This window comes from Vibrio brasiliensis LMG 20546 (assembly GCF_000189255.1).
In the GTDB taxonomy this organism is placed as follows: Bacteria; Pseudomonadota; Gammaproteobacteria; order Enterobacterales; family Vibrionaceae; genus Vibrio; species Vibrio brasiliensis.
The window spans coordinates 94881-114810 of record NZ_AEVS01000077.1; the positions used below are offsets into that span (position 1 = coordinate 94881).

Sequence of the window (19930 nt, forward strand, 5' to 3'; positions counted from 1 at the left end):
CGAATGGTATATGGCGATTGTAATTAATCTGGATGTAATGCTGGCGAAGAGAAAGATGCGTTCCAATGAACTGGCCAAATTGGTTGGGATCACAGAGCAAAATCTATCTGTGCTTAAGAATGGTCGTGCTAAAGCGGTCAAGTTGGCGACGCTAGAAGCGATATGTAAGCATTTGGATTGCCAACCTGGCGACATTCTGGAATACGCCCCTAGTGAGACAGAAGCTCAGTAGGGGCAGGCTCAGACTCTTCAATACTCTTTAAAAAGACAGCTACCGCCGTTTGTATATGCAAGTCCGGCGGGTCTTTTGAACCATAGTAGTCTTTTGGCTACACAACCTATTGGAACAAAACCATGGCTAAACGTTGGCTTTTGTCTGCTGTCAGTGTGGCAATACTTGGCAGCGGTGCGTATTTCTATTACCAATCTTCCTCTCAGCCACAAACCTTTCCAACGTTGATCGTAGAGAAAGGAACGATTGAGAAACAAGCGGTTGCAGTAGGCAGTATTGTTCCTGCTCACTCTGTTTCAATCAAGTCTCAAATTGATGGTATCGTAGGTGAAATTTATGCCGATGTCGGTGAGAAGGTTTCACAAGGACAAGCACTGATCAAAGTGCGTCCCAATCCTACTCCTCAGGCGTTAACTGATGCTTCAACAGAATTGATGCGCAGCGAAGCCGATCTAGAATCGGAAAAACAGAAGCTCGCAAATCTAGAAAGCTTGGTTAAGCAAGAGATCATCCCAAGCAACTACGATGCCTATGTTACTGCCCGCTCAGCAGTTAAGTCGGCGCAAGCCAATGTGCTGCAGAAACGACAAAACCTTGAGTTGATCCGTAGCGGTGAGGCGTTAATTGGCGGTTCACGATTAACATCGACTATCTATGCACCGATTGATGGCACTGTGCTTAATCGAAAAGTGGAAGTCGGGGAACCGATAATCTCCACTGAATCGAGTCAGGCAGCGACTGAAATGATGTCGTTGGCGGATATGAACAGCCTGATTTTCAAGGGCAGCGTTAGTGAACATGATGCCGCTCAGTTGTCAACTGGTATGAAGGTCTTACTGACCGTGGCTCCTTATCCTGAGGTTGAGATTGAGGGAGTTCTTACTAAGGTTGCGATCCAGTCTGAAAACCTGAATGAGACCCAGTCGAATTCGAATACCAAGAGCTTTGACAATGGTTTTGGTGTCGAAGTGGGTAAGCTTAAAATCCCGCAAGGAATTCTACTGCGTTCGGGGTTCTCTTCTACAGCGCACATTACGCTGAAAAAGTCGCAAGATGTTCTGGTGTTGCCAGAGCGAGTACTCGCGTTTGAGGGCGAAAGCCCAAGTGTTTTGGTTCCTGACAGCTCTGAGCAGGGTTTCCATCATCAGCCTGTCAAACTCGGTTTATCTGACGGTATTAATGTCGAGGTACTTGATGGCGTTGAGATTGAACAAGAGATCCTTGATAACAGCATGATGGGAGCGAACCATGGCTAATCAGCAAGGTTGTAAACTGGGTGCTCTATTACTGCTATCAACATTAAGTTTACCGAGCTACGCCATTTCTATCGAGCAGGCGTGGCAGCAAGCGAAACAGAATGACCCACGTTATGAAAAGGCCAAAATCGGTGTTCAGTTGGGAGAAGTTAATGTCGATTCAAGTCGAAGCTCGTTGTTACCTGAGTTAAGTGCGTCAGCATCGGCCAATTGGAGTGAGACATCTGACAATACTAATAGCTACAGTGCCAGCTTATCACTGAATATTTGGGACAGTCGCCTGTGGTCAGAACTCGATCAAGCCAAAGCAAACTACCTGAAGACCCAGCTTGAATTAACTCGGACCCACAATGAAGTGGCGGAAAATCTGCTTTCAAGTTATTTAGATGTGGCGAGTGCTCAAGGTGATTTGCAACTTGCGCAAGCCAAGCTGGATGAGGGAAGCAAGCTACTAGAGATCGTCGAGAAGCGATATCGTGCCGGAAAAGTGAAATCGATTGATGTCGAAGAGATGCGAGCGACGCAAGTTGCAGAGAAAGCTGCGATCCTGAGTGCTCAGGCAGTTCTGGAAAACAAGCGAGCAGAGTTGGCAGCGTTAATTAATGATATTCCTACCAAGGTAGATCAAGTCCGTACCGATTCATTGATCGAGCCGAGGATGCTGGTTTCATCTCAACAGCAATGGCTGACCTTAGCTAAAAATAGCAGTCCAGAGTTGTTAGTTGCTGCTCAGAACGTCAAATCGAGTGAGTATGCGAAAGATTCTGCGCGCGGAGGTTACTATCCAACGCTCAAAGGTGACCTTGGCTACAGTGACGACGATAGAGGTTCCAATGGTGACTTCAACGCGGGCATTACATTAAGCGTACCGATTGATATAAATGGTGCAACGCGTGCCAAAGTCGAGCAAGCTCAGCTTAATACCCTCGATGCCAAGCAGGACCTGCGTCAGATAGAAATTAATATCCAGAAGAGTATTGTTCAGCAATATACACTGGTTGGTATCAACTGGAATCAGGTTCTGATTGCGAATGATTTAATTGAATCCCGAGCTAAGGTGCTGCTAAGTAAAGAAAAGCTCTACGATGCCGGCTTGCTTGAAGCATCAGATATTATTAATGCACATAATAGTTTGTTTGAGGCCAAAAACAGCTTACAGACACATTGGTATAACTATTGGCGTCAGAGAGTGAGCTTACTTCGTACCGCAGGCAAACTTGATGACGACACAATGGCTCTGATTTCTCAGGCCTTTAACTCATGATCACATTGTTACAGCAAACATGGCAAACCCTACTGGCGCACCGGATGAAAAGTGTGCTGGCAATTATTGCAATTGCTTGGGGAGTGATCTCTGTGGTGGTGTTGATTGCACTTGGCGAAGGGTTTTACCGCCATCAAACACAGTCACTGTCGTTTATGGTGAACAACACGCAAATTGCCATTCCCTACCGCACCAGTAAACCGTGGCAAGGTTTACCTGCGAGAAGAGAAATCGCCATTAATCAGAATCAGGTCGATGTGATTAAACAGTCAGGCTTTGTTCAGGATGCTTCAAGTGTTTACGCGAAATGGGATGCGAGTGTGACTAATGATAAAGGCCAGCACTTATCAAGCTCAGTAAGTGGCATTGATCCATCTTATTTTCCACTGATTGAGCGTCAATTGGTGCCGGGTTCTCGCAATGTATCACCGAGTGATATGACAAATCATACCCGGGTGGCGGTACTTGGTGATCAGATTGCCAAGATGGGTAACATCAGCATCGGCAATCAGGTTAAGGTCAACGGAATTCCGTTTTTGGTCATTGGTGTGATCAAAGATGAGGATGCGGGTCTCAACTTTGGCGAGAGTCGCAATGTATTTATCCCGCAGAGCACTTTCCTCGATCTATGGGATAGCAAACCATGGTTGATACTACTCAAGCCGATTGATGGTATGGAAGCTGCTGGATTCAGACAAAGTATCGTCTACTTCTTTGCCAAACAGTTGCATTTTGACCCGCTTGATAAAGAGGCGATCAACCTACCTGACTTAAGCGAAGGCGCAGCAATGATTAACGGAATCTTTCGCGGTATTCAGATCTTTCTTGCTGCCAGTGGAGCTATGACGATGGCGGTTGGCGCACTGGGGGTTGCAAATATCATGTTCCTTTCGGTCACCGAGCGTACCAGAGAAATCGGTGTTCGACTTGCTATCGGTGCCACACCAAAGACGATATTAGGTCAGTTTCTTGTTGAAGGCTTTGCTTTGGTTGCCGCTGGGACCAGTTTGGGGTTGTTGGTGGCTTTTACTGCGGTATCACTATTAGCCAACGTGACGTTACCTGACTGGATTGGCTCTCCGGTGATCACTCCAGCTTCGATTGGTTGGTCTTTGTTGGTTACGCTAATTCTGGCTCTGCTGGCGTCTTACTTTCCGGCGAGAAGAGCGTCGCGTCTGACTCCGGTCATTGCATTGAGTGCGAGGGCGTAGTGATGCTATTACCGATGAGACAAATCTTTCAGGAGATGGCGGCGGAGAAGTTGCGCTTAGGCTTAACTATCTTGGCTGTTGCGTGGGCAACGTTATGTATTGCTGCGATGTTAGCTGTGGGAGAAGGGATACGACAAGGTGTCCTGAGAACGGCGCAAAATGGCAACGGGAATCTGATTTATCTGACTGGTGGTATGGCAACGGTGGATCATGGAGCCTTCCATCAAGGCAAGTTTCTTACATTGAAGAAAGAAGATGCTGGCGTTGTTGAAGCTTTACCTGAGGTGAAAGCGGTCGCACCGACAGCAAGGTGGAATGAGCGCATCACAGCAGGTGACCGTAGTTCTTGGATCGAGCCGTTAGCGGTCACGACTGAGTTCGCCACCATGACCAATCTGGTTCCCCTTCCCGGTGGACGGTGGCTAAATCCACTTGATCAGAAAGAGATGCGAAAAGTGGTGGTTCTAGGCTACTCACTAGCGGCGGATCTGTTTAACCCTGTCGATGATTTCAGCTGGTTTGCTGCGGTAACTCTGCAAGTTGATCCGGTTGGCGAAAAGGTCAAGATTGGTAAGGAAGAGTTTACTGTGGTCGGTGTTCTGGCTAAGAGCAGTGCTTCCATAGAACAGGGCGATCAAATCAATTACTCAAGTTTTGTACCATTCGCGACGTGGCAGCGTTTTCATACTAATGGAGATATTGGTGGAATTAATGTTGAACCTGCGTCTGGTGCTGATCGGGAGCGACTTGCTAAGACCATTCGCCAAGTTATTGCTCGTAAACATGGCGCCAGCGTCAATGATCAACAAATTGTTCAGGTTGCGGATAACTTCTTACAGCAAAAAAGTATGCAGCAGTTTCTTATTGGTCTGCAAAGCTTCCTTGGCATTATTGGCCTAGTCACCCTCGCAGTTGCGGGAGTTGGGATTGCCAATGTGATGTACGCCACCGTGAAACGTTCGACGCGTGATATCGGTGTACGTATGGCAGTCGGAGCTACGCCAACTGCGATTCGTCTTCACTATCTGGTTCAGTCATTGATGACCATGATCATGGGTGGTGTTCTTGGTTTAGGCGTTACCTATACGCTGGTCAGCTTGATTAGCTCTATCAGTCTGGAGGGGAATGAGTTTTATGAATACCTGGGTAAACCCGTTCCAGAACTTTCCTGGGCAGTTGTGGCAATTGTGATTACAACCCTATTAATCATTGGCGTTGCGTCGGCGTGGTTACCTGCAAGTCGCGCGGCAAAAGTAAGCCCTCTGGAGGCATTGCAAAGTGAATAATGATAATTCTGGAGAGAGAATGTCTGACAAGCCATTGGTTAAGCTGACCAATATTTGCAAATACTACTCGAGTGGTGAAACGCAAGTCAGAGCGTTAGATGGCATCGATTTGACAATTCATCAAGGTGAACTGTTATCTATTCTTGGACCATCTGGCTCAGGGAAATCGACCCTGATGAATATTCTGGGTTGCTTGGATAAGCCGACCGATGGTGAGTACTATTTAGATAGCAAAAATGTCGCGCAGCTCAGTGCTGACGAGTTAGCTGCGATCCGTAACCAAAAAATTGGATTCGTATTTCAGAGTTTTAACTTGCTTGAGTACGCCACTGCACTTGATAACGTAGCGCTGCCGTTGGTTTATTCGGGAGTCAAAGTGAAACAGCGCCGTGAGCGAGCGGCCAAATTGCTCGAGCAGGTCGGGCTTGGCGACCGACTGGATCATAAACCGAATCAGTTATCTGGTGGTCAGAAGCAGCGAGTTGCTATCGCGCGTGCGTTGGTCAATGACCCACAGATCATTTTGGCGGATGAACCAACAGGGGCTCTCGATTCGAAATCAGGAGCGGAGATAGAAGCGCTGTTTAACCAGCTCCATGGTGAAGGGCGTACCTTGATTCTGGTCACTCACGATAATGCATTGGCACAGCGCACTAAGCGTATCATTACCATCAAAGATGGAAAGCTGGTCTCAGATCGTTCACCAAGTTGTGATATGGCGTAACCCTTGAACCACATGGTCTGGTGCATAAAACCATGCTGCTAAGTACTCATTTCGGTCTGGCATCGGCTCGTTGGTTTTTACTGCCACGCTGTGGTGATTTATTGTAAATCAGTTCCTCATCTCCTCCTATCAAGGTCTACACTGAGTAGTGTTCGTCTGGTGTTTTTCCGGTCGATTCTGACCTTGAAGGAGGGGCAAAATGGCATCGCAGAATATTCAGCATTTCTTTCATCCTGACTCTGGAACCATCAGTTATGTGGTCGCAGATAATGACACCAAAGAGGCGATCATTATCGACCCTGTGGCAGATTATGATGTGCAGAGGGACGTGATCAGTTACGAGTCTGCACAAGAGATTATCGACCATATAAATAAGCATGAGCTGCACATTGTAGCTATCCTTGAAACACATGTTCATGCCGATCACCTCTCAGGCTCTTTCTATCTAAGTAAAACACTCAACGTGCCAATCTATGTCTCTGAAGGTGTCAAAGAAGTTTATTCGCAATGGAAAGATGAACTCTGTCTGAGTGAGCTATACCATTTTGAACACTTCCTGCTTGAGAATGAACATATGGATTTCGGTCATTCTCATTTGGAGGTCATCAGTACCCCCGGACATACACCTTCCGATCTCACGTTTAAAATTGGCGATGCGTTATTCGTTGGCGATTCGCTGTTTTATCATGGTACCGGGCGAGCAGATTTTCCCGGAGGCAGTGCGGAGAAAATGTTTGAATCGATTCGTAAGTTGTACGAACTCAAAGATAGCACTGAGGTCTACTTGTGCCATAACTATCCGGAAAGCGAAGAGAAACTGGTTTATAAGACCACTATTGGTGAAGAGAAGCACGACAACGTGTTTGTTGATGAAGAAACAACACAAACTCAGTTTGTCGAAAAGCGTGAAGGGCGAGACCATCAGCTACCTCCGCCTAAATTGATCAAACCCGCGCTGGAGTACAACCTTACCGCTCACCATAGTTAGTGGCAGAGATGAAGAAAAAGGCACCGTGAATGGTGCCTTTTTGTTTGGATCATAGCTGCAGATTAATATGCTCAATTTCCTCCTGCCACTGCAGTTGAAGGTTTGGCTTCTGATGCTTTGGCTTTCTTTGCTGATCTTTGGCTAACAGCGTTTCCAGCTCAATCAGACGCTCTAATAGCTGTTCCTCTCCCTGTGGGTTAGCTGAATGCTCGGCTGTTAGTTGGACAGTCTGTTCTGTGAACTGTTCGCCCGTTGTAAGGACAGACACCTTAGCATTCCCCTTAGCGCCCGTTGTAAGGACAGGCGCGTTAGTGAGTTGTTGGTAGACCTCTTCTACAGTCAGGTATTCGCTCAGTACACCATTGTTGATCAGCCAGAAGCGGTTACAACTTTGCTCGATCAGACTACGATCATGACTGACCAGTAGAGTTGCTCCTTCAAACTGGTTAAGGGTTTCGATTAACTCCTCTTTGCCTTCCATATCCAAATGGTTGGTTGGCTCGTCGAGAAACAGCAGGTGATAGCGAGCCAGCGTCAGGCCAACAAACAGTAGCCGAGCTCGTTCTCCGCCGCTTAATGAAGCGACCTGCTGGCCATGTCGGGAGAAGCCAAATCCAGCGCTAATCAGGGCACGCTTGCTCTGCTCGTGATTGATTGAAGCAAAGGTGCAGAGGGCCTCACTTAGGCTCTGTTGGTCGTCAAGTTGGGCCAGAGATTGATCGTAATAACCGAGTCGACAGCGGTCGTGGAAGGTGACCGCTGAGCTTAAGTCCGTTGCAACCCTTTCGTCAGTTTGAGATAGGTTATACAGAAGGTTAAGCAGGGTTGATTTACCACAACCATTGCTACCGAGCACAGCGATTCGATCGCCGCTTTTTACCCGCATCTCGGGCATAACAAACAAGCTGCGCTGACTGTCAGGTGGGTAGACAGTTAACTGTGTGACTTCTACTAAGCGATTAGCTGGCAGGCGCTCTCCGTGCAATTGCAGGCGCCAGGGCGTGCCTTCAGTTAATTCAGTCTGTTCTTCTTCCAGTCGCTCCTTACGCGCCATCATGGTTTTCGCTTTGCGTGCCAGATCTTCGTTATCGTAGACTTTGCCCCAGATTGCTAATCGCTTGGCGCTTTTCTCGATGCGATCGATCTCTTTTTGCTCGCTACTATGGCGTAATCGGTCTTGCTGATCTTTATCCTGCAGCGCTTGTCGGGCGCCAGAGCAAGGCTGAGCAAAGTGATGCAGCGATTGATCGCGCATTATCCAAGTCGTGTTGGTGACCGCATCAAGTAGAGTCTGGTCATGGGATACCAAGACAAATGATCCTTTCCAACGTGATAGGAACTGTTCCAGCCATAACAGTGAGGGCAGATCCAGGTGGTTGCTTGGCTCATCAAGGAGCAGTAAATCCGGTTCATTAATGATGGCTCTTGCCAGAAGTAATCGCATCTGTTGACCACCACTGCAGTTGACCACTGGCATTTGCCACTCTGATTCAGCAAAACCGAGTTCACTGAGAAGCAACTCTGCACGCCAATGTTCATCCGCTGTGAGTGTCTCAGCCAGCACTTCAAGCACGCTTTGGTTTTGTAAAGCACTTGGAATATGTTGTTCTACATAACTCATCAAACAGTGATTTGCTTTAGCGACGTGACCTTCACTGGGCTCAATCTGGCCATTAAGCAGTTTCATCAGTGAACTTTTGCCGCAGCCGTTATGACCGATAAGGCCGATCTTATCGCCGCGATTAATCGTCAGGGTGAGCTCTTTAAACAGAGCGCTAGAGGTATAAGAAAGTGTTAGGGATTGTGCAGTTAAAAAAGTACTCATAATGTTCTCAAGAATTTTGGGCGCAAAAGGCCATTGCCGTAGCTGACAATAATTCTTCGAGCTTGAGGGAAGGTACTCGGGGGACGCTTTGGGTCGAAGGGTAATTATTCGCTCAAGTCGAGATTATCGCAGCGCGAAATCTGAAACTCTTGAGCGAGCCTGAATACCAAAGAAACGTGGGTTGATTGAACACCACAAAGACATAGACTCCTCCTTAAATTTGCTGTGAAAATGTTGCCATTTTCGATTAATCCATAGCTCGCATTCTAGCTTTGCCTGTCTCAATGTACAGAGCTGCTGGCTGAAAAAGTGCTCTGGTGCATTATGGGTCACAACTTTGAGACCTTCATATTACTTTGTTGTTACGCCCTGACTCTCAGCCTCAAGTATCGATTAGGGGGAGGATTCACCATTGACCGCTGTTGATAAAATCACCACTCATAATCAGAATAGGACTTGGTGATGAATCAGCGTCAAAGCGAACAACAGCAATTTGAACTTAGTGGGGAAAACCTGATTGTCGGCGATGTGGAACACTGCCCTATCGACCCAGAACAACTGGCTTCAACGACCAGTAATTCGCCTTATGTAGTGGAGACCTTTAACAGCGGACTGACGGCCGAAGTATTCCGTGTTCGTTTCGCAGGTAAAGATTACACGCTGAAGAAAAAGCGACCTCAGGCGAAGGTGCACAATCTTGATGGTCACTATTCGTTTCTCAATGAAGTGCAACGCCGAGCCGATTTCCAGCAGCGTAAAGATAATCCGGTTACTGCTGAGAAATTCGACAATATTGTCACTACGGTCTATGCCGACTATCGCCTCGGGATCATCTTGTCTGACTGGATTGAAGGCGAGCCTGTCCGCGCGATTTCAGTCAAAGTGCTTGAGCAGTTGTTCTCAACACTGACCGCGTGTGAGCAGATAGGTTTGTTTGAGTGGGATCTGTGCGCAGGTAACTTGTTATTGGATAGCAACGACAAACTATGGCTATTTGATTTTGGCTATATGTATCGTTTTGATCCACTTACTGAACTCAATAGTAACGGCATGGAAGACCCGCTGTTCCAGTTTTGTGAGCGCTTCGAGACCCGTTTTCTCTCAGGCTGGTTGTTAGAACAGGGATATTCGGATTCGCAGTCATTAGCCCTGTTTCGCAAGGTGAAACGTCAGGCGTTAAAGGCGCTCGTAGTTCAGTGTGACTGGCTACAAAGCCAAGGTGCGAGTTCGCAGGTCTTGGAGGCAAAGCTGAAGCAAATCACTGACTATAAGACGGCACTGGCAAGTGACCGACAACTGAAACTGCTGTTTCAGCAGGAGATGTTCCGCTCGCATGTGCTGGACATTGAGGATGATTTGAGTGGCAAGAGTTGCACACCAACGACGCTCAAACGGGTAGAGGCTGTGCTGTCGATGATTGATGAAGGGTATTCTGCGCTGAAAGAGCAGGGGGCACTGTTTTATCACAATCAGGGTAAGAGCCAGTCAGACTTGACGGACTCTTACCGGGATACACTTGATCTGGTTAAGCAGTACCAGATTTGACGCTTGTTACTCAGAAATGACTACTGAGCATTTTGCATTTCAACCAGACCGCCCGCATTGTGCAGGTTAGTAAAGCCTTGTGAAAGCAGATATTGATAGGCTTGGCCGGAGCGGTTGCCGCTGCGACAGTAAAGTACGATCTGGCTATTCTTATCAATGCTGGCGAAGTGTGTTGCCAGTTGGGACAGCGGGTAGTTCACTGCGTTGTCCAAATGCCCGGCATCGAATTCCTGTGGGGTGCGAACATCGACAATTAATGCTCCTTGTTCAATCCACTGCCAGCCTTTCTCAGCACGCTCAGAAGCGAATGATGGGACACTAACGAAAGCTAATGCTGCCAGCAGCAGGGTGAGCGATTTGTTCATCTTGATTGGATCCTTTACTAATCATTGCCTAAGCATATCCAACTGAGGGAATTTAGCCGCGATGCATTTCACAGATGTTTATTGATAATTCAAATACTGGATGCATAAGTCGTGAAATCAGTAAGGTGATGTTTTCCTCAGAATATAGCGCTTGTTCACTCATTGCTACAAAATATTTAACGCACAAGCATTCCCTGTTTGTCTATACTCATTTCAGGCTAGGTCATAACAATAATTCTACTTCATTCTTCGTACACACCATTTAGCCAATATAGGTATGATATGAAAATCGCAGTGGTAGGAATTGGTTATGTTGGATTGGCCAATGCTATTTTATTAGCCCAGCACAATAAGGTTACTTTGCTTGATATTGATGCCAGCAAGGTAGCGATGATTAATCAACATCAGTCACCAATTGAAGACGGCGACATCGAGGATTATCTCGCTCATCAACCTCTGCAACTCACTGCCACGACAGATGAGAAACTGGCTTACCAAGATGCAGATTTCATTATCATCGCCGCACCGACTGACTACGACACAGAATCGCGTACTTTCGATACCACGATTGTAGATAGGGTGATGCAAAAAGCCATCGGTCTCAATCCTTCAGCCACCATAGTGATAAAAAGCACCGTTCCGGTAAATTTTACCTATCAGGCAAGAGAGCGTTATCAACAGCCTAGTATTCTTTTTTCGCTCGAGTTTCTTCGAGAAGGTAAAGCCTTACATGACTGTTTGTATCCATCGCGAATCATTGTTGGAGGCCTTTCTCATCAAGCAAAGGTATTTGGCCAATTGCTACAACAAGGAGCCAAAGTCGACAATCCGCCAGTTATCTACACTCATTCATGTGAAGCAGAGTCAATCAAGCTGTTTGCCAATACGTTTCTCGCCATGCGGGTGGCGTTTTTTAATGAGTTGGATACCTATGCAGAGGTGAACCAGTTAGACAGTAAAGACATTATCGAAGGCGTCTGCCATGATCCTAGAATCGGTCATCACTACAACAACCCATCATTTGGTTATGGGGGGTACTGCTTGCCCAAGGACACTAAGCAGCTTCATAGCAACTTTGCTACGATTCCCAACCGGATGATCAGTGGTATCGTCGAAGCAAACTCGGTTCGCAAGGAGCATATTGTTAACGCTATAATGTCGCGTAAACCAGAGGTTGTAGGGATATATCGATTAATTACCAAAGTGGGTTCTGATAACTTCCGTTCATCGGCAATCCTGGGTGTGGTTGACCGGCTAATTGCTCATGGCATTCGAGTAGTGATCTTTGAGCCTAAATTATCTGAGCCATTCTTTCATCAGTGTGAAGTGATTCATCAGCTTGATGAGTTTAAACGTTCCGCGAGCTTGATAATCGCTAATCGATTTAACCAAGAGTTAGCTGATGTAGTAGACAGAGTCTACTCCCGAGATATCTATCAGACCGACTGAGCGTATCGAGAAAAGTTTAGCAAATTCTTTGTTTACATTGTTGAATAATGCGCTCTGTCCAAGGATTACGTTGAGGGATCCTGTGACTGATAAAAATATGTCGTGCCCAACTGAGAGTGGTGAAGGTTTCAATCCTAGAGCGTAAATCACAGCCTGCTAACTCTTGGTAGCGTTGAATGAAGCGTTCAATTTTTAACTGAGCATAATCTGGCTCGTCAAACTGTCGCAAGCACTGCTCTTCAATATGAGCAATGAAGTTACCGATATCGAGTGCAGGGTCGCCGTTACACAATAGGTCTAGGTCGAGTAAGTAGACATGGTCATTATCGATAAGTACTTGATCATGATAGAAGTCACGATGAATGGTGGTCGGTGATTTCAGTGCTTCAAGCTGGTTTATCTGTCGTTTGCAATGGCTAAGTACATCGAGAATATCATCACTGTTGTCTGGCAACCGAGTCGCCGCCTGATTTAAGTACTTCTCTAACAATTCAATCTCGTCTTGGTGGCTATGAGTGCGCTCTGTTGTCACATTGCTCGAATGAAGTTTGTAGAGTGTTTGGGCAATTCGTTCTGCGATCTCCCCATCATGGCAGAAATCATCGAAGCATATTGTTCCCGTCACTTTTTTCTGAAACCAGATATGGTGGCTTTTAGCATATCCCAAGGGGGATGGAACCATGATGCGATCACTATTGTTCTCGCCAAACTGATCCTGATACAGAGCATGATTTACGTTCCATGTGTGCTTATCAAAACGTTTTAGTCTGACCTTGCCTAAAATGGCGTGTTGCTCTCCATCAGGTTGTTTGAAGGTGTACTCAATCAGCATTCGCTTGCCAGGTTTATGGCGAACGACATCAATGTTGACCAGAGTGTCTTGGTTCGAGAAATGGCCAAGGTTATCTCTCAATAACTGAGTTGCACAGGGAGGATCGAGTAGTTCGGAAACTCTCGGGAGTGATTGTTCGGCATCCGGTAAATTGATTAATAACTGATAAGTTGATAAGTGTTCGGCACAACGTTTAACTAACTGGTAAATCTTGCTTTTCCAGCTACATACAGCATTTCTAAAAGGGTGGTGTGATAGCTGCAACAAGCCTATTGCGCTAAACAATTCTACGTCGCTCTGGCGAAGAGCTCGTAGCTGTCGATAGCCTGCTAGCAATGCGCTTTGATAAGTTTGGGACTGCTCTGATGAAAGGGTGCCAAGTAGATGATCTCGTTCTAGATGGGCGATAAACAATCCCAAATCATAACCAGAAAACCAGTAACAGACATCGTCCAGATCTATCAGGCGTATGCCTGATGTGGTAATTAAAACCTGTTTGGCGTAGAAGTCGCCGTGGATGACACTTCGTTCGGATTTAAGAGTGGTCAAAGCCGCGTGCAACTGGGATCTGATAGTGACGAGTTGCTTTTCAATGTCGGGTATCAGGTTGATTAAGCCTGATACACATTGATCGATACCGTATATAAAATCAGTGGTGGTTTTTTCAACGACCTTTTTTCGCTTTGAGTGTTGATGGAAATCCGCTAGGTATCGACCACACTCACGGAAAGGTGCTGGATTTAATTCATTGCTATGGTAATAAAGAGTCAGGTTCTGACCATCAATCCAGCGATGAACAAGAAGACGATGTTTGCTACTGCGACCGACTACATCAAGTAAGTAATCTGAATTCAGTTTTCTGCGCCGTGAAAGGTTAGCCAGTTGGTAACGCTGCTGAGTGTAGGCTTTTAACACCACGGATTCTCCAGAGTTCATTATCAGTCTGGCGACAAATCGCCTCTCTGGCTTGTATTGCAGAACCTCAATACTAGCGATTGAACGGTTAGTCATGGTGTTGGGGTATAACACACGAGTAAAAAGTTGCTGTAAAGCGGAGTGATCAACAAGACGTGTCAGAAGCTTTAGCTTGCCATCCAGAGGAAATGGATAGAGGACTAGCAATTTGTCGATGATCACGATTGGAGCCAATTGACGGGTCTTTCCTTCTGCTTCTATCCGGAGGAGCTTATCTCGATCGTTAATGGTAAAGGCTTTGGCATACCATTGACGAGAACCACTTAGATCGTCGACCAGATATTTTACTAAGCAGTTAGTGGCCGGTTTATAACGAATGTAGATTTTGCTGACTGACTGGATACTGGCATCAGGAAAGCAGTTCTGCATTAAGGACAACATTTTGCAGGGATCTAAAACCAGTGATAAACCGGTGATAGCCGACTCTCTGTTAATTAAGCTCGTATCTTCAGGCTCCATTTATCCTCCTAGTACCTGTTGTGTCGGAGAGTTGAACTGATCGAAGTAGAATCCTCTGCGTTGAATCAGCTCATGATGGTTACCTTGTTCGATAATTCTTCCCTGTCGCATACAGATGATATGATCGCATTGAGCCGCAAACTGCATACGGTGAGTGACAAACAGAGTGGTAGAGTGATCAGCCAGCCTCATCAACGCCTCACTGACATGTTTTTCAGTCATTGGGTCTAAGCCAGTGGTTGGTTCATCAAGAATGAGTATTGGCGCTTGTTTCAGAGCCGCTCTGGCGATGGCGATTCTCTGTCGTTGCCCCGCAGAAAGAGTGACTCCACGTTCACCAACATGAGTGTCATAGCCTTCGGGTAAGGAGATGATAAAGTCATGAATCTCAGCTTGTTTGGCAGCTTCTATTACCCGCTCTACGCTAACTTCTCGTTGACCAATTGTTATATTATCGAAGATGGAAGTGGCAAATAATGCTGTCTCCTGCATGACAACTGATATTTGTTGGCGAACCGTTTCAAAGGTGTAGTCTCGTATATCCACGTTGTCGATCCTGACTGAGCCGGTTTGCGGGTCATGTAAACGTAGTAACAGGGCGATGAGGGTCGACTTACCACTACCTGAAGGCCCTACAATGGCGACTTTTTGGCCTTTGGCTATCTCTAACTCGATGTTTTCCAAATTAGTCACGTCATCATTAAGGTAAGAGAACTGGATATGATCAAAGTGAATATTGCCTGCCAGCGATGGAGCCTCAATCGCATCATGACGATTCTGAACATCCTTTTGTTGCTCAAGGACTGCTAATACCCGTTCTCCGGCTGCCGCAGCTTTGGCTAGTCTGGCGGTATATTTGGTAAAGTCGCGAATTGGGCGAAAAACCCGTCTTAAGTAGTAAACGAAAACTAATAACTCACCAAGACTTAAGCTGCCGCTAATGACAAGGTTGGCACCATACCACAGCACGAGTGCTGTGGAGATTGCCATCAGAATTTCGACACTGCGCTGCAATGAGGCCGCCAGCCTTTTCCCCTGTACGCCTTCCTTTAGGCTTTTGTTATTCGCCTGACCAAAGATAGTTGAGAACCGATCCTCTAAAGTCAGCGCTTGTACTGACTTGATGGCATGGATTGATTCTGACGCCGTAGCCGCCATAACGCCTTCTCTGTGGCGATTCTTGCGTGCAACCTTATGAATCTTTTTGCTTTTGCTCAGGGTGACCAACCATAACAGAGGCAAGGTAGATAAAGAGATCAAAGCCAGCTGCCAGTTAAGCCACAGCATAACGCCGACAATACAGATAAAAATCAGACTGTTACCTATCAGTGGAACCGCAGCGGTAACAGATATTTCTTTCATCATCCCCATATCGCTGATAAGGCGTACGACCAGATCACCGCTGCGTTGTTGCTGGTGGTAAATGGTCGACAGACCTTGGATATGATTGAACACCTTACTGCGCAGACTAATGATGATGTGATTACCCGCTAAAGCCATCAACACTGTGGTGGTGTAAGTAAGCAGAGCACGGCACAAGATGATGATAACCAAAGCTCCTGCCAGCACAGCGAAGTAGCTGGAAAGAGGCAGAGAGGAGAGCAGTTCAAGATCTTTAGCTGTGTTGAATTGCGGTGATGCTAAACGGTCTACGATGTATTTGAGCGGCCAGGGTTCAAGCAGGCGCAGTAAGGTTTGGCCAAACAGGCAGGCAAACGCGCCTACAATCAGCCATTTACGCTGTTTTATGTAAGGCGTCACATAGTGAAAGAAGCGCACTAAACTCGGCAAGCTCTGTGTCAATCCTTTAGGCCTCGCCATCATGTTACTCCGGAGCTAATCCTGACCAAGCCAGAATGTTGTCGACCCGTTGCTTCCAGCTATGGTGTGCCTGGGCTTCCCTTTGTGCAGCTTGTCCCCAGACTAAAGACATTGAACGATGAGTAACCATAAACTCCATCGCTTTGATAAGACCTTCTAGCTCTGATGCTGAACAGGTCAATCCTGTTTTTCCATCAGTGACAATATCACTGATTTGGCCAATGTCGCTGCCAATGACGGGTAATCCAGCCGCCATGTACTCATAGACTTTTAGTGGCGAAAAATAAAACTCGATATCATCAGGGTATGGAGCGACACCGACATCCATTTGCTGATACATATTGATCATATTTGCGGGTTCAACTAACCCCGTTATTTCAATACAGTCAGCCAGTTTAAGTTCGATCACCTGACTGACGAGGGTATCTTTCATCGGACCATCGCCGACAATCAGCAATCGAGTTTGAGGATAACGCGAGTGTATTGCGGCGAATGCGGCAATCAACCTTTCCACACCATGCCACGGCTTGAGCGTACCGACGAAGCCAAAAGTAAACTGACAATGATTATCATGAGACACCTGCGCAAATCGGTCTGTATTGACACCATTTGGCAGTACTTTCACTTTACCGTGAGCCTGAGGATAGCGTTCAACGTAGTCAGCGACTTGTTCTGATACAGTGAGAATCAAACTGGCGTCGTCAAAGCAACGCTCGGTTACCGCAACTGCTGCATGTTGATCGATTAAGCCACGATACTTTTTCTGCTCCTCAATCAACGGAGCATTGACCTCTAAAATCGCAGGGATGTGTCGGCTAGCCGCATAAGACATTCCTGCGTAACTCCATAATGAGTAACGTTCATAGACGAAGTCATACGGTTCTGAACGTTCTAGCTCAGTCATCGTGGTTAGGTTATCGTCAATATCCGATTGCTCCCTTAAGGCTCTGTCAGTGAGCTTAGCGTGCCTGATACGGTGAACATCGATTGGTTTTAAATCATCCGGGCATTGACCTCCCACTGCCGCAGCGTGGAGATCGACACCAATATCCGACTTGATCAAGGCGCGAGTTATTTCTTGAACGTGGAGCGAGCAGCCTTTGCTACCGAATACGGGCACACCTCGATCTGAACAAACATATGCAGCTTTCATTTTTCCTCCGAGGACAGACACTAAATAAACCGGAACTGAGCGCGTATCTTTTTAGCGTTGGTGTGAATGTTGAACTGGCTTTCAATCAGTAAGCGTGCCTGCTGAGACAAGCTTATCCGGAGCTGCGTTTGTTTAAGTAACCTTTCCAGTGCGCCTGCCAGAGACTTAGGGTTACGCTGCTCAACCATTAACCCAGTCTGACCATCAAGAATAACTTCCGGAATGCCAGTGACATCGGTTGAAACACAAGGAGTACCAAGCGCCATCGACTCAAGTAATACCGTCGGTAGCCCATCACGATTACCATCTTCTCCAACCACACACGGCGCGGCGAACACAGCTGCTTGACGTAAGTGCTGTTTGATTTCTTGCTGAGGTAGCGAGCCTTTCAGAGTGACGATTTCTTGAAGTTCTAAAGCGTTTATTTGCTGTTGTAACTCATGTTTGAGCTCGCCATCTCCTATGATTTCACACTGGAAGTTCATCCCCTGAAGTTTCAGGTGTTGGCAAGCTGTAATAAGGTCACAGAACCCTTTTTTCTCGACCAGACGGCCAATGGCGCAAATCATGGGCTCTCGTTGTTCTGGAGAGCAGTAGGGAAACTGGTCTAAATCGAGACCGTTATAGATTTTGACCACCTTTTCCCTGTTAACGGATAGCTCTTGGGTCAGATAACGGTAGTTAAAGTCACTGACGGTGATAGCACGTTTGGCTTGCTCAAACTTGGTTGCCAATGCAGCAAAATCGTTGTCTTGATGAAAGATATCCTTGGCATGTGCCGTGAAGGAGAAAGGGACTCTGGTTATGGCTGAAGCGATTTGCGCGACCGTAGTGGAGGTGGTGGCAAAGTGTGCATGTAAATGGGTAATCTGCATTCGACCAATATATAGTGACAGTTCCAGCGCTTGCAGTACTTCTCGTACACTGGCGTTAGGGTATCTGCCTAATACCTGCCATGTTTCTGGATACCAACGGGCGGCTTTTTTTTGTCGTTCCCAAAATGTACTCGCTCTGTCAGCTTTGGCTGGCAGATAGGTGACCGGTGCTCTGACTTTGGCGATGATATCTTGAAAGTGTGAGTCTTGTGGCGGCAACAAGGCAAATATATGAACTTCAAGCCCTGCTTTTTCATGAGCTAAGATTTCATTGACGATAAATGTCTCTGAATAGCGCGGATATCGTTTGACGATATAGGCGACACACATAGGGGACTCCTTTTATTGAGTTGACCTTTTATCCCTAACCAAGACCGTTCTTATTACTCACATCGACACTGAAGCTTCAATTAGGCCAGCAGGTGACGTTCTATTTTTTCCATACCACGCAAACTGACATGTAGAGGAAATGGCAGCTGAGCTTCCTCTGAAAACAGTTTGTTGAAGATCTTGTCATTTAGACGACCTGGTGTGAGTTTTTGTGGGTGGATATACTCGAAAACCTCCAGCCGGGCAAAGTGTTGAGCGCGAATAAGCTGCTCGGCGACAGGTAACACTCGCGGAATAATAATGGCTGGCTTTTGTACCGACAGGATTTCACATACGGTGTTGTAACCTGCCATTGCGACTACTAAATTGGCTGCAGCAAGATAAGTCAAGAAGTGCGCGGTGAATTCGAGCAAGACAACATTAGGTAACTGTATGGCGAGAGCCTGCAGTTGTTCTACGTCTGATGAACTCATCTCAGGTCCGTAGAAAACAACGGAGTTAACTTTATTCTGCCAACCGTTTTGCAAACAGGCGAGTAAATAGGTTTCTAGCATTGACTTGCCGTCATTCCCCCCTCCAGCTGCGACGACGACAAGCTTTCGCTCTGAATTCGCGAGTCTTTCAAGCAGCTCGCTATGCTGATAAGTCGGTTCTGATCTGTGTAAATAACCACAGAATACGGTTTTATGCTCGACTGTTTCAGGGAAGTCGTACTGTTTGGTGACATCGAAAATTCGTTGTTCCCCAACGACTAAAACTTGGTGGTAGTACTTCTCTATCAGTTGGTAGTAGTTGTTCTTATGCCATATCCTCTGTGTAACCTCGGGGTCGTCTAGGATATCTCTTAGTAACAGGGTACATTTAGGTGTGCGTTTAAGTGACGCGAGCGTTAAAAGGGTTTGTTTCAGCTCTCCATTGAGCCCTTCAGGTTTCTTGTCGATCAATACTAAATCTGGTTCAAAAGAAGTCACCACCTGCTGAATAATTGTTGACCTTGCTTCGATCAATCCCTGAGCTGTGTAGCAGCCTAACTTGGCACTGTAGTCACCAGATTGAGAACGTTGTAGGCAGGGTAGCTTGACGTAATCGATTTGCGGATGGGTACGAAACGCATGAAGCATCGGAGAGCCGGTAATCAACAAAATATAGAGTTGTTGATGGCGATTAACCAAGTAATTGGCAATCGCAATCATACGACGGATGTTACCCAAGCCATAGCTATCATGAGAGTAAAACAGCAGCTTTTTCATTATTGAATTGGCCCTCAATACGTCTTTCATTAACAGGCATATAGCCAAGCTCAACGGCGGACTAATTGCCTAGTCCTTTAGTTTAGAACT

Annotated in this window: 16 protein-coding genes; 9 read left to right on the plus strand and 7 right to left on the minus strand. The window is 46.5% G+C overall.

The window, feature by feature from the left end; translation table 11 throughout:
* Positions 1–10 precede the first annotated feature (10 nt).
* From RH46_RS14790 to RH46_RS14820, 7 genes are all read left to right on the plus strand, one after another.
* Entirely contained in the window at positions 11–232 is a 222-nt protein-coding gene (locus tag RH46_RS14790) for a helix-turn-helix domain-containing protein (RefSeq protein WP_006880309.1), read from the plus strand.
* 122 nt (positions 233–354) lie between these two features.
* Positions 355–1488: an efflux RND transporter periplasmic adaptor subunit gene (locus RH46_RS14795; RefSeq protein ID WP_006880310.1), complete on the plus strand. Its 1134-nt coding sequence runs from the start codon at positions 355–357 to the stop codon at positions 1486–1488.
* Complete coding sequence (locus tag RH46_RS14800; protein WP_006880311.1) at positions 1481–2752, plus strand: TolC family protein; 1272 nt, start codon at positions 1481–1483, stop codon at positions 2750–2752. Before RH46_RS14795 ends, RH46_RS14800 begins: the two co-directional genes overlap by 8 nt.
* Positions 2749–3963 carry an ABC transporter permease gene (locus tag RH46_RS14805; protein ID WP_006880312.1) on the plus strand — a complete coding sequence of 405 codons (1215 nt, stop codon included), beginning with the start codon at positions 2749–2751 and terminating at the stop codon, positions 3961–3963. The genes RH46_RS14800 and RH46_RS14805 overlap by 4 nt, the downstream gene beginning before the upstream one ends.
* A gap of 2 nt (positions 3964–3965) precedes the next feature.
* Entirely contained in the window at positions 3966–5249 is a 1284-nt protein-coding gene (locus RH46_RS14810) for an ABC transporter permease (RefSeq protein WP_006880313.1), read from the plus strand.
* Positions 5250–5268: 19 nt separating this feature from the next.
* Entirely contained in the window at positions 5269–5973 is a 705-nt protein-coding gene (locus RH46_RS14815; RefSeq protein WP_040895956.1) for an ABC transporter ATP-binding protein, read from the plus strand.
* A 199-nt stretch (positions 5974–6172) separates the two neighbouring features.
* Entirely contained in the window at positions 6173–6961 is a 789-nt protein-coding gene (locus RH46_RS14820) for an MBL fold metallo-hydrolase (protein WP_006880315.1), read from the plus strand.
* 49 nt (positions 6962–7010) lie between these two features.
* Here the strand turns inward: RH46_RS14820 and RH46_RS14825 are convergent, their stop codons facing one another.
* Positions 7011–8786 carry an ABC-F family ATP-binding cassette domain-containing protein gene (locus RH46_RS14825; protein ID WP_006880316.1) on the minus strand — a complete coding sequence of 592 codons (1776 nt, stop codon included), beginning with the start codon at positions 8784–8786 and terminating at the stop codon, positions 7011–7013.
* Between the two features lie 462 nt (positions 8787–9248).
* On the opposite strand from RH46_RS14825, the gene RH46_RS14830 reads away from it, so the two are divergent.
* A complete protein-coding gene (locus tag RH46_RS14830; RefSeq protein WP_006880317.1) occupies positions 9249–10331 on the plus strand; it encodes a protein kinase family protein in 1083 nt (360 codons plus the stop codon).
* A gap of 20 nt (positions 10332–10351) precedes the next feature.
* Here the strand turns inward: RH46_RS14830 and RH46_RS14835 are convergent, their stop codons facing one another.
* Complete coding sequence (locus RH46_RS14835; RefSeq protein ID WP_006880318.1) at positions 10352–10696, minus strand: rhodanese-like domain-containing protein; 345 nt, start codon at positions 10694–10696, stop codon at positions 10352–10354.
* 282 nt (positions 10697–10978) lie between these two features.
* Between RH46_RS14835 and RH46_RS14840 the strand changes: the two genes are divergently transcribed.
* The gene (locus tag RH46_RS14840; RefSeq protein ID WP_006880319.1) at positions 10979–12145 is read left to right on the plus strand and encodes a nucleotide sugar dehydrogenase; all 1167 of its coding nucleotides are present in this window, start codon (positions 10979–10981) and stop codon (positions 12143–12145) included.
* A 16-nt stretch (positions 12146–12161) separates the two neighbouring features.
* Here RH46_RS14840 and RH46_RS14845 read toward each other — a convergent pair whose 3' ends face one another.
* The 5 genes from RH46_RS14845 to RH46_RS14865 form a co-directional block, all read right to left on the minus strand.
* Positions 12162–14411: a phosphotransferase gene (locus RH46_RS14845; RefSeq protein WP_006880320.1), complete on the minus strand. Its 2250-nt coding sequence runs from the start codon at positions 14409–14411 to the stop codon at positions 12162–12164.
* The gene (locus tag RH46_RS14850) at positions 14412–16235 is read right to left on the minus strand and encodes an ABC transporter ATP-binding protein (protein WP_241210059.1); all 1824 of its coding nucleotides are present in this window, start codon (positions 16233–16235) and stop codon (positions 14412–14414) included.
* Between the two features lies 1 nt (position 16236).
* On the minus strand, positions 16237–17385 hold the full coding sequence (locus tag RH46_RS14855) for a glycosyltransferase family 4 protein (RefSeq protein ID WP_006880322.1): 1149 nt from the start codon (positions 17383–17385) through the stop codon (positions 16237–16239).
* A gap of 20 nt (positions 17386–17405) precedes the next feature.
* Positions 17406–18590, minus strand: a complete 1185-nt coding sequence (locus tag RH46_RS14860) for a glycosyltransferase (protein ID WP_006880323.1) — start codon at positions 18588–18590, stop codon at positions 17406–17408.
* Positions 18591–18670: 80 nt separating this feature from the next.
* A complete protein-coding gene (locus RH46_RS14865; RefSeq protein WP_006880324.1) occupies positions 18671–19840 on the minus strand; it encodes a glycosyltransferase family protein in 1170 nt (389 codons plus the stop codon).
* Between the last annotated feature and the right edge of the window lie 90 nt (positions 19841–19930).

Coding starts and splice junctions, on each gene's coding strand:
- RH46_RS14850 (WP_241210059.1), bottom strand. CDS start 16,235: ATGATGGCGAGGCCTAAAGGATTGACACAGAGCTTGCCGAGTTTAGTG.
- RH46_RS14860 (WP_006880323.1), bottom strand. CDS start 18,590: ATGTGTGTCGCCTATATCGTCAAACGATATCCGCGCTATTCAGAGACA.
- RH46_RS14795 (WP_006880310.1), top strand. CDS start 355: ATGGCTAAACGTTGGCTTTTGTCTGCTGTCAGTGTGGCAATACTTGGC.
- RH46_RS14855 (WP_006880322.1), bottom strand. CDS start 17,385: ATGAAAGCTGCATATGTTTGTTCAGATCGAGGTGTGCCCGTATTCGGT.
- RH46_RS14845 (WP_006880320.1), bottom strand. CDS start 14,411: ATGGAGCCTGAAGATACGAGCTTAATTAACAGAGAGTCGGCTATCACC.
- RH46_RS14835 (WP_006880318.1), bottom strand. CDS start 10,696: ATGAACAAATCGCTCACCCTGCTGCTGGCAGCATTAGCTTTCGTTAGT.
- RH46_RS14820 (WP_006880315.1), top strand. CDS start 6,173: ATGGCATCGCAGAATATTCAGCATTTCTTTCATCCTGACTCTGGAACC.
- RH46_RS14815 (WP_040895956.1), top strand. CDS start 5,269: ATGTCTGACAAGCCATTGGTTAAGCTGACCAATATTTGCAAATACTAC.
- RH46_RS14800 (WP_006880311.1), top strand. CDS start 1,481: ATGGCTAATCAGCAAGGTTGTAAACTGGGTGCTCTATTACTGCTATCA.
- RH46_RS14790 (WP_006880309.1), top strand. CDS start 11: ATGGCGATTGTAATTAATCTGGATGTAATGCTGGCGAAGAGAAAGATG.
- RH46_RS14840 (WP_006880319.1), top strand. CDS start 10,979: ATGAAAATCGCAGTGGTAGGAATTGGTTATGTTGGATTGGCCAATGCT.
- RH46_RS14810 (WP_006880313.1), top strand. CDS start 3,966: ATGCTATTACCGATGAGACAAATCTTTCAGGAGATGGCGGCGGAGAAG.
- RH46_RS14825 (WP_006880316.1), bottom strand. CDS start 8,786: ATGAGTACTTTTTTAACTGCACAATCCCTAACACTTTCTTATACCTCT.
- RH46_RS14805 (WP_006880312.1), top strand. CDS start 2,749: ATGATCACATTGTTACAGCAAACATGGCAAACCCTACTGGCGCACCGG.
- RH46_RS14830 (WP_006880317.1), top strand. CDS start 9,249: ATGAATCAGCGTCAAAGCGAACAACAGCAATTTGAACTTAGTGGGGAA.
- RH46_RS14865 (WP_006880324.1), bottom strand. CDS start 19,840: ATGAAAAAGCTGCTGTTTTACTCTCATGATAGCTATGGCTTGGGTAAC.